Origin of the sequence: Pandoraea sp. XY-2, from assembly GCF_004193915.1 — a bacterium.
Lineage (GTDB): Bacteria > Pseudomonadota > Gammaproteobacteria > Burkholderiales > Burkholderiaceae > Pandoraea > Pandoraea cepalis.
In genome coordinates, this window is record NZ_CP030849.1 from 2,600,074 (window position 1) to 2,613,733 (window position 13,660).

Annotated in this window: 10 protein-coding genes and 2 pseudogenes; 8 read left to right on the forward strand and 4 right to left on the reverse strand. The window is 64.3% G+C overall.

The genetic code is table 11. The annotated features are described in order from the left end of the window. The first annotated feature begins 318 nt into the window (after positions 1 to 318). Positions 319 to 1,011 carry a C39 family peptidase gene (locus tag DRB87_RS11820; protein ID WP_165385291.1) on the forward strand — a complete coding sequence of 231 codons (693 nt, stop codon included), beginning with the start codon at positions 319 to 321 and terminating at the stop codon, positions 1,009 to 1,011. 277 nt (positions 1,012 to 1,288) lie between these two features. On the opposite strand, the gene DRB87_RS11825 is transcribed toward DRB87_RS11820, so the two are convergent. Further along, entirely contained in the window at positions 1,289 to 2,179 is an 891-nt protein-coding gene (locus DRB87_RS11825; protein WP_130026034.1) for a LysR family transcriptional regulator, read from the reverse strand. Between the two features lie 93 nt (positions 2,180 to 2,272). Between DRB87_RS11825 and DRB87_RS11830 the strand changes: the two genes are divergently transcribed. Further along, entirely contained in the window at positions 2,273 to 3,574 is a 1,302-nt protein-coding gene (locus DRB87_RS11830) for an aspartate aminotransferase family protein (RefSeq protein ID WP_130026035.1), read from the forward strand. 26 nt (positions 3,575 to 3,600) lie between these two features. Here the strand turns inward: DRB87_RS11830 and DRB87_RS11835 are convergent, their stop codons facing one another. Then, the gene (locus tag DRB87_RS11835; protein WP_130026036.1) at positions 3,601 to 3,810 is read right to left on the reverse strand and encodes a 4-oxalocrotonate tautomerase family protein; all 210 of its coding nucleotides are present in this window, start codon (positions 3,808 to 3,810) and stop codon (positions 3,601 to 3,603) included. A gap of 81 nt (positions 3,811 to 3,891) precedes the next feature. Continuing rightward, a complete protein-coding gene (locus DRB87_RS11840; RefSeq protein ID WP_130026037.1) occupies positions 3,892 to 4,626 on the reverse strand; it encodes an SDR family NAD(P)-dependent oxidoreductase in 735 nt (244 codons plus the stop codon). A 145-nt stretch (positions 4,627 to 4,771) separates the two neighbouring features. On the opposite strand from DRB87_RS11840, the gene DRB87_RS11845 reads away from it, so the two are divergent. Further along, positions 4,772 to 5,746: a LysR family transcriptional regulator gene (locus DRB87_RS11845; protein ID WP_130026038.1), complete on the forward strand. Its 975-nt coding sequence runs from the start codon at positions 4,772 to 4,774 to the stop codon at positions 5,744 to 5,746. A 61-nt stretch (positions 5,747 to 5,807) separates the two neighbouring features. Then, positions 5,808 to 7,103, forward strand: coding sequence for an MFS transporter (locus tag DRB87_RS11850; protein WP_130026039.1), 1,296 nt, complete (start codon positions 5,808 to 5,810; stop codon positions 7,101 to 7,103). A gap of 30 nt (positions 7,104 to 7,133) precedes the next feature. Here the strand turns inward: DRB87_RS11850 and DRB87_RS11855 are convergent. Beyond that, positions 7,134 to 7,835 (reverse strand): annotated as a pseudogene (locus DRB87_RS11855) (LysR family transcriptional regulator); the annotation flags it as partial. 188 nt (positions 7,836 to 8,023) lie between these two features. Between DRB87_RS11855 and DRB87_RS11860 the strand changes: the two are divergent. The 4 genes and pseudogenes from DRB87_RS11860 to hutH all read left to right on the forward strand — a co-directional run bounded on the left by DRB87_RS11860 (position 8,024) and on the right by hutH (position 13,586). Then, positions 8,024 to 9,181 carry a DSD1 family PLP-dependent enzyme gene (locus DRB87_RS11860; protein WP_130026040.1) on the forward strand — a complete coding sequence of 386 codons (1,158 nt, stop codon included), beginning with the start codon at positions 8,024 to 8,026 and terminating at the stop codon, positions 9,179 to 9,181. A 213-nt stretch (positions 9,182 to 9,394) separates the two neighbouring features. Continuing rightward, positions 9,395 to 10,149: pseudogene (gene hutC, locus DRB87_RS11865) on the forward strand (histidine utilization repressor). A gap of 166 nt (positions 10,150 to 10,315) precedes the next feature. Further along, the gene (gene hutU, locus DRB87_RS11870) at positions 10,316 to 11,995 is read left to right on the forward strand and encodes a urocanate hydratase (protein WP_130026041.1); all 1,680 of its coding nucleotides are present in this window, start codon (positions 10,316 to 10,318) and stop codon (positions 11,993 to 11,995) included. A gap of 25 nt (positions 11,996 to 12,020) precedes the next feature. Further along, positions 12,021 to 13,586 carry a histidine ammonia-lyase gene (gene hutH, locus DRB87_RS11875; protein WP_206100013.1) on the forward strand — a complete coding sequence of 522 codons (1,566 nt, stop codon included), beginning with the start codon at positions 12,021 to 12,023 and terminating at the stop codon, positions 13,584 to 13,586. Positions 13,587 to 13,660 lie beyond the last annotated feature (74 nt).

A 13,660-nucleotide genomic window follows, 5' to 3' on the forward strand; every position in this document is an offset into this window, starting at 1 on the left:
CCAAAGAAGGATAACGGGTTTCCAAAGCATCAGTGGCGAAGTGGTTTATTTGGGCGGTGCCGGGCTTAGGTCGTTGGGTGGAGGGACTGGGGGCGTGGAGGGGGGACGGACCGGGGCCCCTTTCTGCAGCGAGTTGGGTTTATGTTTGAGAGGCGGAAAGGGGCCCCGGTCCGTCTGGGGGGCAGGTGTGGAAAGCGTCAAAACGCGCCAAAGCGGTGCCAACGAGGTGCCAACGAGGCGGACAACCAGCGCAACGGAGGCACCGAATGGCAGGCGATCGTTGCGTACGTCGCGTGGGAAGAACCGGAGATGCCAGATATGAAGCGTCAATTCCGACACCTCGACGTTCCCTACAGATCGCAGTGGGGCGATCCGGCGTTGAACCGAGAGATAAGAAATGGATGCATGGATCCATGCGACGACCCTGCTTGGAGAAACACAGGATTCAGGGATGAAACAGCGTATCGATTCTGGAGCCGAAGGGTATGCGGCATCGCATGCCTTGAGTCGATTCTCGATTTTCTAGGCATTGCACATGAAAATCGAAAGCGCATGCTTGGCGAGGCGATCGATCACGGCGTCTATGAGATAGACGGAGAAGATTCCGTCAAAGGACTGATATACCGCCCATTTTGCCGATGGATTCGTTCGCGGTATCGGTTGAATGCCCGCATCTATGAGGGCGCGCCACTAGCATCGGTGACGCAAGAGATCTCCCCGACTTGCATGATCATGGCGTCGGTCAGTCCCGAGATTGCCACACCCCAGCAACCGAACCATCGACGCGGCGGGCATCTGGTGCTGATTCATGGGGCGGATGCCGGCCACATCTGGTTTCACAATCCGTCCGGCATACCGCCGTTCCAATGTGACGCTAACCTTGCGATCGACCACGCAGAGCGCTTTCATGCTGGACGCGGCATGCTGATTGATTTTGGCGAAGGCGCAAACGTCCCCCTCGCCCGAACCAGACCCTTACAGGGCCCGCTTGACCGTGCGCGCTGCGCCTGAAATATCCTGCCCGACGCCATCGACCGTATTGCAGCCTGCTAACGAGAGCAGCGAACCGACCACCAGGAAAACCGCCAAAATACGCGCCAACATATCGACCTCGATACAAAAAACGAAATAACCACGAGTTTCCGGCCACCATCGGAGCCTCCCAAGGCCCGGAACCCGGCTTCTTGTTGATGAGCGAGGAAGCGACTACCCTCGCCTCAAAACGATGCGCAATTGTGCTTCAAATTCACCTGAACCGGGGCAAACATGAAAGCCCCACGTCCCCGCCCTACAACACCGCCAGCGTCCGCCGAATGTGATCGGCAAACGCAACACTCAAGTGATTCGGACGCGCGCGATCGAACTTTACCGTAATCCCGACCGACGGCAATGGCGGCAACGTATCACCTGTAACAATGCGTAAATCCTGGGGCACGGCCGTTTGCGTCATCACCGCGAACGCCTGCCCCGAGCGCGCCAGCGCCGTCAATCCCGCCAGATTGCTGCTCGCATAGGCAATGCGGTATGCCCTGCCCGCCCGCGCCAACGCCTCGCATGCCGCCATATGATCCAGCGTATCCGGGTCGGACAACGCCAGCGGCAGCGCCACGTCGGGATTCGAAAGCACCGCCTCCAGGCCCGGATTCCCGATCCAGACCAACGGTTCCCGTCGGATGACGCCCTCATCGTCCATGCCGTCCGGCAACGAAATCAGCGCCAGATCCAACGTATGGCGCGACAATTGCTCCATCAAGCGCGGTGTTGGCTCGCAAATCACCTCCACCAACGCATGCGGATGCGCCACCGCAAACTCACGCAACAGATGGGGCAGAAACGCGGCGGCGTAATCGTCCGGACACCCGAATCGAATCGTGCCGCTCAACCCGCGGCCCGACATCTCCGCCATGGCCTCGTCGTGCACCCGCAGAATCCGCTGGGCGTGCCCTAGCAAACGCTCGCCAGGACTCGTCAACACCACGCCGCGGCCCGTGCGCTGCAACAACGGCTGATCGACGATCGCTTCCAGACGCTTCATCTGCTGGCTCAGCGCCGACTGCGTTCGCGCGATGCGCTGCGCCGCACGGCTGAGCGAACCCGCCTGCGCAATGGCAACGAACGAACGCAGCAAATCGATTTCCAGGGACAGGCTCAAGATATTAGGCTCGCTTCTATCTTCCATTAGCATTATTCGCTTCCATGAAATCAGAGCGCTGCCTAGACTGCAAGCGGTAAATGCCCCGCCCCATCGCCGTTGCCCATCGGAGACACCTGCATGTCCAAGAACCAAGACGCCGATTTCTGGCGCAACGCCCGGCAGCATCTGATTCGTTACGGCGGCACCTTCGAACCGATGATCATCGAGCGGGCGCAAGGCAGCTTCGTCTACGACGCCGACGGCCGGGCCATCCTCGACTTCACCTCCGGACAGATGAGCGCCGTGCTCGGTCATAGCCATCCGGACATCGTCGCCGTCGTCACCGAATCCATCCGCACGCTCGACCACCTGTTCAGCGGCATGCTCTCCCGCCCCGTGGTCGACCTCGCCACGCGGCTCGCCGACATTACCCCCGAGGGCCTCGACCGGGTCATGCTGCTGAGCACCGGCGCCGAATCGAACGAGGCCGCCATTCGCATGGCCAAGCTCGTCACCGGGAAATTCGAAATCGTCGGGTTCGCGCAATCGTGGCACGGCATGACCGGTGGCGCCGCCGCCGCGACCTACAGCGCGGGACGTAAAGGCGTCGGGCCGGCCGCGGTCGGTTCGTTTGCAATTCCCGCGCCGTTGACCTACCGCCCCCGCTTCGGCCCGGCCGATCAGTACGACTACCTCGCCGAACTCGACTACGCGTTCGACCTGATCGATCGCCAGTCCAGCGGCAACCTCGCGGCCTTCATCGCGGAACCGATCCTCAGCTCGGGGGGCATCATCGAGCTGCCGCCGGGCTATCTCGCAGCGCTCAAGCGCAAGTGCGAAGAACGCGACATGCTGCTCATTCTCGATGAAGCGCAGACCGGCATCGGCCGCACCGGCACGATGTTCGCGTTCGAGCGCGACGGGGTCACCCCCGACATCCTGACGCTCTCGAAAACCCTCGGTGCCGGACTACCGCTCGCCGCCATCGTGACGTCCGCCGAGATCGAGGAACGCGCCCACGAACGCGGCTACCTCTTCTACACCACCCACGTCTCCGATCCGCTGCCCGCCGCCGTCGGCTTACGCGTACTTGACGTCGTCGCGCGCGACGGGCTTGTCGCGCGCGCCAACGTCATCGGCCAGCGTTTGCGCAACGGATTGCTGGGGCTGATGGACCGCTTCGAATGCGTGGGCGATGTGCGCGGACGCGGCCTGCTGCTCGGCATGGAAATCGTCAAGGATCGTCGCACCAAAGCGCCGGCCGACGGACTCGGCGCGAAGATCACACGCGAGTGCATGAACCTCGGCCTGAGCATGAACATCGTGCAACTGCCGGGCATGGGCGGCGTGTTCCGCATCGCCCCGCCGCTGACCGTCAGCGAAGACGAAATCGACCTCGGGCTGGCGTTGCTCGGACAGGCCATCGAGCGATCGCTGTGAGGTCGAGCGCGTCGTCAGGGCCCCACTCACCCCGGCGACGACGCACGGCGCACGACCGTCGTGGTTTGTCCCGCATAGCCCCAGTTGTCCGTGTCGATCTCCTCGATCACGATGTGCGTGAGGTGCGGCGGCTTGTGCAACACGCGCTCCAGCGTCTCGGTGACTTCACGGATCACCTGTGCTTTTTGCTCGGCGGTATTCCCTTCTCGAGTGATACGAATGCTGACGAACGGCATGATTGACTCCTCAAGATGCCGCGGCCGGTGAATTCACCGAACCGCTGTGCCATGAACAACGAAGGCGAAGCGCCGTGTCGATCAGCGTCCGGCGCTGAAACCGCCGTCCACCGGAAGAATCGTCCCCGTCACATATTCGCTCTGCACGAGGTACTGCACCGCCCGCGCGATGTCCGATACATCAGCAATGCGTCCGAGCGGATGCATCTGCCCCAGCGCGTCGTGCGTTTCAGGAGCATGCATCGGCGTGTCCACGACCCCGGGGGCTACGGCGTTGACCGTTACTCCGTAGGGCGCCAACTCCAGGGCCAGTGCACGCGTCGCCTGATTGAGCCCCCCCTTGAGCGCGGCAGCCATCAAGGCGGGAACACTCGAATGCGCCTGCAACGCGATCGACGCGGTCACGTTGACGATCGCGCCGCGACGGCGTTCGCTCATATGGCGCGCCGCCACCTGTGAAAAGTACAACGCGCCCTTCAGGTTCGTGGCGATCTGCTCGTCGATCTCGTCCGGCGTGAAATCCACAAACGGCTTCGCCGTGAAGATGCCCGCGTTATTGACGAGCACATCGACGTGACCGAACGCCTCGATGGCGCGTGCGAAGGCCGCTTCGGCCACCTTGGGGTCACCCACATCGCCCGCGACCGGCAGGAATCGCTCGCCCACCCCGAGCGCCGTGCGCGCCGCGTCGAGCCGAGCGCTGCTCCGCCCAGTCCCCACGACGTTGAAACCCTCCTTCAGGAAAGCTTCCGCCAACCCGAGGCCGATGCCACTTGAGGCACCCGTGATAATGGCCGTGCGTTCCGAATGGTTCATGATGTCTATCCTCAACTTGAAGTGGCCTGCCGGGACGGCGGATCATCCACACGCCCCGCGGGTTGAGCACCACTCTATTCGTGAATGAAGACGCGAAAAACACATCCGGATACACTTGTCTTTTTACATGATGTAAATAATCGATATGCAGCGGCAATTCGGCGACATCCTGCTTGGCAGCATAGAGTTGTTCTGTCTGGCCGCCGAAGCGGGCAGCTTCACGGCGGCCGCTAACCTGGCGGGGGTGACGCCGGCCGCCGTCAGCCGGTCGATCGCCCGTCTCGAGCAACGCCTCGGGGTACGTCTCTTTGTCCGCTCGACAAGGCGCATCCGTCTGACCGAAAGCGGTAGCACGTACTACGACGAATGCCGATCCGCCCTTGGCATGCTCTCCGAAGCCGAGCACCGTGTCTCTGGCGCCCAGTCGCAGCCGTCCGGCACCCTGCGTATCAGTGTGCCGACGACCTACGCGCACTATCGACTGCTGCCGCTGCTGCCCACGTTCCAGGCGCAATATCCGCGTATCAAGGTGCACGTGCACGTGAGCAACCGAAACGTCGACCTTCACGAGGAGCGCTTCGACTTCGCCATCCGCTTTCGCGCCCAGCCCGAGTCGAGTATGGTGGCGCGCCCGCTCGAAGACGCCGCACTCGTCGTCGTCGCCCACCCGGATTACCTGATTCGCGCGGGGACGCCGCAGGTTCTTGACGATTTGGCCGAGCACGACTGCATCGAGTTTGACCTGCCGAGCACCGGGCGAGCGATACCGTGGCTGTTCCGCGAGGCGGGCCGCGACATCGAGCATGCCGTGGATGGCAACTTTCGTTGCAGTGACGATGTGCTCTCGGGCGTCACGCTCGCCAAGGCCGGCGCCGGTCTTTTCCAGACCTATCGCTTCATCGTCGAGGAAGATCTGGCGGCCGCGCGTCTGGTGGAGGTGCTGACCGCTTACGGGGGACGCTCGCGCCCGGTGAGTTTGATGTACCCCCACGGCAAGACATTGCCGTCTCGCGCCCGCGTCTTCATCGATTTCTTGCTGCAAACGTTGGCGCATTCGTCCGCGCCTCGTAACACTGACTTCCGCACGGCGGCCATTCCAGCGCCGCGGGGCTCGGACTAGACTCGGCAGTAGCGCCGCCCCCCGGTTACCCACGAACACATTGCACAATGCAGAGGTTGCTGTGAAGCCCCCCGCCGAGTCGTCCCAATCCGTCAGTGCCGATACCGCCAACGCCACCCATACCGCCAGTTACACCGACCGTCATGCCCGGTACTGGCATCGTAATCTGGTCATTGGTGTGTTTGGGTCATTTACCACGCTGGTAAGCTTGAGCATGCTGTTGCCGTTCCTGCCACTCTATGTCCAGCAGCTTGGCGTTGCCTCGGAGTCCGCCGTCATTCAATGGTCGGGCGTCGCGTTCAGCGCAACGTTTCTCGGCACCGCCGTGACCGCCCCCCTCTGGGGCCACCTCGCGGACCGTTTTGGCCGCAAGCCGATGCTCATCCGCGCGGCCGTCGGCATGGCCATCGTGATGTCGCTCATCGGCGTCGCGCACAATGTCTACCAACTCGTGGGGCTGCGTCTGATCGCCGGGCTGATCGGTGGCTATGCGTCGGCGGCGACGGTGATGGTGGGGACACAGGCACCGCGCGAACGCGCAGGTTGGGCACTCGGCGTCCTGTCGACGGGCGCCCTCGCGGGTAGTCTGGTCGGGCCGCTGGTCGGCGGAATGTTGCCACCGCTATTGGGTATTCGCGGCACTTTCTTCTCCGGCGGCGCGATGATTGCGGTCACGGCACTGCTGACGATTTTCGGGATTCGCGAAGACTTCGATGCGTCGCGCGACGGCAAACGCCACGCTCCATCCGGGACGCGCACCCACGATCATTCGCCTCGCGCCGGAAACATAGCGGCCATTCTGGCGACGGCCATGATGGTATTGCTGGCGAACATGTCCATCGAGCCGATCATTACGGTCTACATCGCGAAATTGGGCGTTGACAGCGCGCATCTCACGCGGGTCGCCGGCGTCGTCATGGCAAGCTCCGCGCTGGGTAGCATTCTCACGGCAGCGCGCTTGGGCGCGCTCGCGGACCGCGTCGGGAGTTGGCGCGTCATCGTTGGATGCCTTATCGCGACGGCACTGGTGATGGTGCCGCAAGCGTTCGTCACCACTTGGTGGCAATTGGCCGCACTGCGTGTGCTCATGGGCATGACGCTCGCGGGACTGCTGCCCGCCATCGGCAAACTCGCCCGTCACTCGGTTGGCGAGCGCCACACCGGCAAGATGCTCGGCTATCTTCAGTCGGCACAATTCAGCGGCCAGGTGATCGGGCCCGTCGTCGGTGGCCAGATCGCCGTCGCGTTCGGATTGCCGTCGGTGTTTTTCATGACGGCGCTGTTACTCCTTGCTTGCAGTGTGTTGGCGAACGGCGCGCGGACCCGAAGTGCCGAACGCGCCCATCGACTCGCCTGAGGGCGGGAGCGACACACGGGCTGCCGGAGCACCCAACGCGTCCTCCAGAAACGCTATCGACGCCTGAAGCCGTGCAGTCGGCCCTCGCCGCGTGGGCACCAGCAAGATGACCGGCGCACTGTCGAACGCCCAGTCCGCCAACACGCGCACGAACTTGCCCGACGCGACCGACTCGCGGGTATCCCACTCCGAGCGCAAGACCAGACCCAGCCCCTGCTCCGCCCATTCGCGTGCCACGCTGCCATCGTTGCTCGTGTAGGCAGGTGCGACGCGAACACTGTTGCGCGTCGATGCGCGCCGGGTTGACGAAGCCGACGAGGCAGACGACTTCGCCCGGCGATGAAAGCGCCACAACGTCACGTCCTCGTCGTTCTCGCGAATGCAAACGCAACGATGCTGCAGCAACGCGGGCGCCACGTGGTGACGGCCATAGCCGAACGGGGCCGCCACCCGTAGCGTGCCGGTCAGGCGCGTGTCCTCACGACGGAACGATTCGCTCAGCGCATCGAGCTGCGCGAGCAACGCCGAACCCTCGCGCCAGCCGTTCCCCCTCGGCGGTCAGGCGCAACTGACGCGACGTGCGCGTGGCAAGCGCAGCCCCAGTGTGGCTTCCCGCTTTCGCAGCCGCGCCGACAATGCGGGTGGCGTGAAGTTGAGCAGGCGTGCCGCCGCACTGAGCGACGCCGACTGCGCGAGCGCTTCGACCAGACGCGGGTCCTCGAGCTGGATCATTCATTTGAGCTTAATGTTTGATGTTGCGACATTTAACGGCGAGGCCCCCTATAGTTCCTACACTACCTGCTTCGACGACGCCTTACCAATCCACCACTCTGCCACTCTGCCACCGCGCCACCGTGCTATCCCGCGCACGCGCGACGCCGTTGGCCTGTGCCCGTGCCCACCGCCAGAGACACCGCACCATGACCGCCAAACCCGCCCTTCCCCCGACCTCGTTGCCCATGCTCGACACACCGGCCGCCGTGATCGACGTGCCGCGCATGCAGCACAACATTCGCCGGATGCAGTCCCGCATGGACGCGATGGGCGTGCGCTTTCGTCCCCACGTCAAGACCAGCAAGTGCGTGGAAGTGGCACGCGCACAGATCGAAGCGGGGGCCGCTGGCATCACCGTCTCCACCCTCAAGGAAGCCGCCCGCTTCTTCGACGATGGCGTGACCGACATCCTCTATGCCGTGGGGATGGTCGCGAGCAAGCTGCCGGCCGCCCTCGCCTTGCGACGCCGCGGCTGCGACCTGAAGATCCTCACGGACAGCCTCGCATCGGCGCAGGCAATCGTGGCGTTCGGTGCCGAGTTCGGCGAGACATTCGACGTGTGGATCGAGATCGACACCGATGGTCACCGATCGGGCATCGCGCCCGACGACGATGCGCTGCTCGACGTGGCGCGCGTGCTGCATGACGGCGGTGCGGCGCTGGGCGGCGTGATGACGCATGCCGGATCCAGCTATGACGTCGACACGCCCGAAGCACTCGCCGCCATCGCCGAGCAGGAGCGCGCCGGCTGCGTGCGCGCCGCCACGCGTTTGCGCGAGGCCGGGCTGCCGTGCCCCGTGGTCAGCGTCGGCTCGACGCCGACCGCCCTCACCGCCGCGCATCTCGACGGCGTGACCGAAGTGCGTGCAGGCGTGTACGTGTTCTTCGATCTGGTCATGCACAACATCGGCGTATGCACGACCGACGAACTGGCGCTGAGCGTGCTCACGACGGTGATCGGACATCAGGCCGACAAGGGATGGGCCATTGTCGACGCGGGCTGGATGGCCATGAGCCGCGACCGGGGCACGCAGAAGCAGAAGCGCGATTTCGGCTACGGACAAGTGTGCCGCATCGACGGCAGCCTCGTACCCGGATATCAGTTGAGCGGCGTGAACCAGGAGCACGGCATCCTGTCGCGCGATGGCGAACCGGACCGCGACGTCGTTGCGCGATTCCCCATCGGCACGCTGTTGCGCATCCTGCCCAATCACGCGTGCGCGACAGGCGCGCAATTCCCGGAATACCACGCCATCGCCCCGGATCGCGACCTGGAGGTCTGGCCACGATTGCACGGTTGGTGAGCGAAAAAGTTGGTCATCGGGTGGCGTTTCGATGCGGGGGCGTTTCGATGCGGGGGCATGTCGACGCGGGGCACGTCTTGGTGCAGCTCGTGCGCGACTTCGTCTGGTTCAGTGCCTTGTGCGGCGTTCCGCTTTTTTCTCCTGCGCAGCAAGCGATTGGCTTATGCTTCAGGCTTTCCCACCCGCACGCCCGTGACCGGAGAAGCCATCAAGGTGCCACGTCAATCCGCCCAACCGACTGTCGAAACGCTCAACGAACAAGGGCCGGCACCGCGCTATCTGCAACTCAAGCAGTTCATCTGCCGACAGATCGACAGTGGCGCCTGGCCCCCGCATCACCGCATTCCGTCGGAAAACGAGTTGGTCGAGTTCTCGGGCGTAAGTCGCATGACGGTCAATCGCGCGCTGCGAGAACTCAGCGCCGAGGGGCGTCTCGTACGCATGCAGGGCGTCGGCACGTTCGTGGCCGAGCCGAAATCTCACTCCCCGCTGCTGGCCGTCAACAATATCGCGGACGAGATCGCCGAGCATGGCCATCGCCATCGCGCCGAAGTGAAGCTGCTGCGCGAAGAACTCGCTGGCCCGAACGCGCGCTTGCGATGGACCTGCAGGAGCGCGAAACGCTGTTCCACTCGGTGATCGTTCACTACCAGGACAACGTGCCGGTTCAGATCGAGGATCGCTGCGTCAATCCCACGCTCGCGCCACACTACCTCGAACAAGACTTCACCCAACTGACGCCCAACGCCTATCTGCAGCGGCTCTCGCCGCTCACGTCGGGCGAGCATGTGGTCGAAGCCGTGACAGCCACCCCCGAAGAAGCGCAACTGCTGCACATCGCACGCACGGAACCGTGCCTGCTCATCCGTCGGCGCACGTGGACGGGCAAGCGCGTGGTCTCCGTTGCCCGGCTGCTGCACCCCGGTTCTCGCCACCGACTGGAAGGCCGTTTCGGCGCGACCGAATAAGCGAGCGGCAAGCCAACGATCAGCCGGCGCCGGCGCATCGGGCCCGAGCATCCCCCTCAAGCCCCTCCTCCTGGCTCACAGAAGTACGTAAAAACCCTAGTTCACGGTAACTTGTATATACAATACTGTACAAGTCATTCTCCGCTCCGAATTAGAGGAACACGTTGTGAGTCAAGTCACCCGATACCGCGATGTCACGATCCGCGCCCCGCGCGGCACGCAGCTCAATGCCCGTAGCTGGCTCACCGAAGCCCCGCTGCGCATGCTCATGAACAATCTGGACCCGGACGTCGCCGAGAACCCGAACGCGCTCGTTGTGTACGGCGGCATCGGCCGCGCCGCCCGCAACTGGGAGTGCTACGACAGGATCGTCGAAACGCTCAAGACGCTGGGTGACGATGAGACGCTGCTCGTGCAGTCGGGCAAGCCGGTGGGCGTGTTCAAGACGCATGCCGACGCGCCGCGCGTGCTCATCGCCAACTCGAATCTGGTACCGCACTGGGCGACGTGGGAACATTTCAACGAACTCGACGCCAAGGGGCTGGCCATGTACGGCCAGATGACCGCCGGCTCGTGGATCTACATCGGTAGTCAGGGCATCGTGCAAGGCACTTACGAGACCTTCGTCGAGGCCGGCCGCCAGCACTACAACGGCAATCTGACGGGCCGCTGGGTGCTCACCGCCGGCCTGGGCGGCATGGGCGGCGCGCAGCCGCTGGCCGCTACGCTGGCCGGCGCTTGCTCGCTGAACATCGAGTGCCAGCAGACCAGCATCGACTTCCGTCTGCGCACGCGCTACGTCGACGAGCAAGCCAAGGATCTCGACGACGCCCTCGCGCGCATCGCCAAATACACCGCGGCCGGTCAGGCCGTGTCCGTCGCCCTGTGCGGCAATGCGGCCGAAATTCTGCCGGAACTGGTGCGCCGTGGCGTGCGTCCGGACATGGTCACCGATCAGACCAGCGCCCACGATCCGCTCAACGGCTATCTGCCGATCGGCTGGACCTGGGACGACTACCGCGAACGCGCCCGCGCCAGACCCGCCGAAGTCGTCAAGGCCGCGAAGCAGTCGATGGCGGTGCACGTCAAGGCCATGCTCGACTTCCAGGCGATGGGCGTGCCGACCTTCGACTACGGCAACAACATCCGCCAGATGGCCAAGGAGGAAGGCGTCGAGAACGCCTTCGATTTCCCCGGCTTCGTGCCCGCCTATATCCGTCCGCTCTTCTGCCGTGGCGTCGGGCCGTTCCGCTGGGTCGCGCTGTCGGGCGATCCGGAAGACATCTACAAGACGGACGCGAAGGTCAAGGCGCTGATTCCCGACGACGCGCACCTGCACCGCTGGCTCGACATGGCGCGCGAGCGCATCAGCTTCCAGGGCCTGCCCGCACGGATCTGCTGGGTCGGGCTGGGGCTGCGCGCGAAGCTCGGACTGGCGTTCAACGAAATGGTACGCTCAGGCGAGCTTTCCGCACCGATCGTGATCGGCCGCGACCACCTGGACTCGGGATCGGTCGCCAGCCCCAACCGTGAAACGGAAGCCATGCGCGACGGTTCGGACGCCGTGTCCGACTGGCCGCTGCTTAACGCCCTGCTCAACACCGCAAGCGGCGCGACCTGGGTGTCGCTGCATCACGGCGGCGGCGTCGGCATGGGCTTTTCGCAGCACTCGGGCGTGGTGATCGTGTGCGATGGCACCGACGCCGCTGCCGCGCGCATCGCGCGTGTGCTGAACAACGATCCGGCGACGGGCGTCATGCGCCACGCCGATGCCGGCTATGACATCGCCGTGGAATGCGCGCGCGAGCACGGCCTGAACCTGCCCATGCTGGGCACCTCGAAATAAGCAAGACAAGCCACACCCCCCGAATATGTCGAATCAAGGAAATCCGTCCATGGCAAAACTGTTTGTGACGCCCGGCACGCTCACGCTGACGCAGCTGCGCGACGTCTACCAGAACCCGACCACCGTCACGCTCGACGAGTCCGCCTATGCGGCCATCGACAACAGCGTGGCTTGCGTGGAAAGCATCGTCGCCGAAGGCCGCACGGCTTACGGCATCAACACCGGCTTCGGTCTGCTCGCCACGACGCGCATCGCCAAAGACGATCTCGAAAACCTGCAACGCTCGCTCGTGCTCTCGCACGCCGCCGGCGTGGGCGCGCCGCTCGACGACGCGCTCGTGCGCCTGATCATGGTGCTCAAGATCAACAGCCTGGCGCGGGGCTTCTCGGGCATTCGCCGTAAAGTCATCGATGCGCTCGTCACGCTGGTGAACGCCGAGGTGTATCCGCGTATCCCGCTCAAGGGCTCGGTCGGCGCCTCCGGCGATCTCGCCCCGCTCGCCCACATGTCGCTGCTGTTGCTCGGTGAAGGTCAGGCACGCTATCGCGGTCAGTGGATCAGCGCCCGCGAAGCCCTCGCAGTGGCCGGACTCGAACCGCTCACGCTCGCTGCCAAGGAAGGCCTCGCGCTGCTCAACGGCACGCAAGTCTCAACGGCCTATGCCCTGCGTGGTCTTTTCGAAGCGGAGGACATGTACGCGGCCGCCAGTGTTTGCGGCGCTCTGACGGTCGAAGCCATGCTCGGCTCGCGCGCCCCGTTCGATGCCCGCATTCATGCCGCTCGCGGCCAGCGTGGCCAGATCGATGCCGCAGCGCTCTATCGTCATCTGCTCGGCGAGACCAGCGAGGTCGGCGAATCGCATGCGCATTGCGAAAAGGTGCAAGACCCCTACTCGCTGCGCTGCCAGCCGCAAGTCATGGGCGCGTGTCTCACGCAGATCCGTCAGGCGGCCGAGGTGCTCGCCGTCGAAGCGAATGCGGTGTCGGACAACCCGCTCGTGTTCTGGGAACAGGGCGACGTGATCTCCGGCGGCAACTTCCACGCCGAGCCGGTCGCCATGGCCGCGGACAACCTCGCGCTGGCGCTGGCCGAAATCGGCGCGCTGAGCGAGCGTCGCATCTCCCTGATGATGGACAAGCACATGTCGCAATTGCCCGCGTTTCTCGTGGCCAACGGCGGCGTGAACTCCGGTTTCATGATCGCGCAGGTGACGGCCGCCGCACTCGCCTCCGAGAACAAGGCATTGGCACATCCGGCCAGTGTCGACAGTCTGCCGACCTCGGCCAACCAGGAAGATCATGTGTCGATGGCCCCCAACGCCGGCAAGCGGCTTTGGGAGATGGCCGATAACGTCAAGGGGATTATCGCGATCGAATGGCTTAGCGCCTGCCAGGGGCTGGACTTCCGCGAGGGGGTCAAGTCGACCCCGGCACTTGAGCGCGCCCGCGCTCTCCTGCGCCAGTCGGTTCCGTTCTACGATAAGGACCGCTATTTTGCGCCCGACATCGAGGGAGCCAGCGCGTTGATCGCCCAGCGGCAGCTCAGTGCGCTGGTGCCGTCAGGCACGTTGCCTAGCGCGCCAGTCATTTAAATCGCACAGGCCTCTTCCCCCGCCGGGGCGAAGCGAGCTGCGATTCGCGCCACCGGCGGTTGGGGACAGGGCTG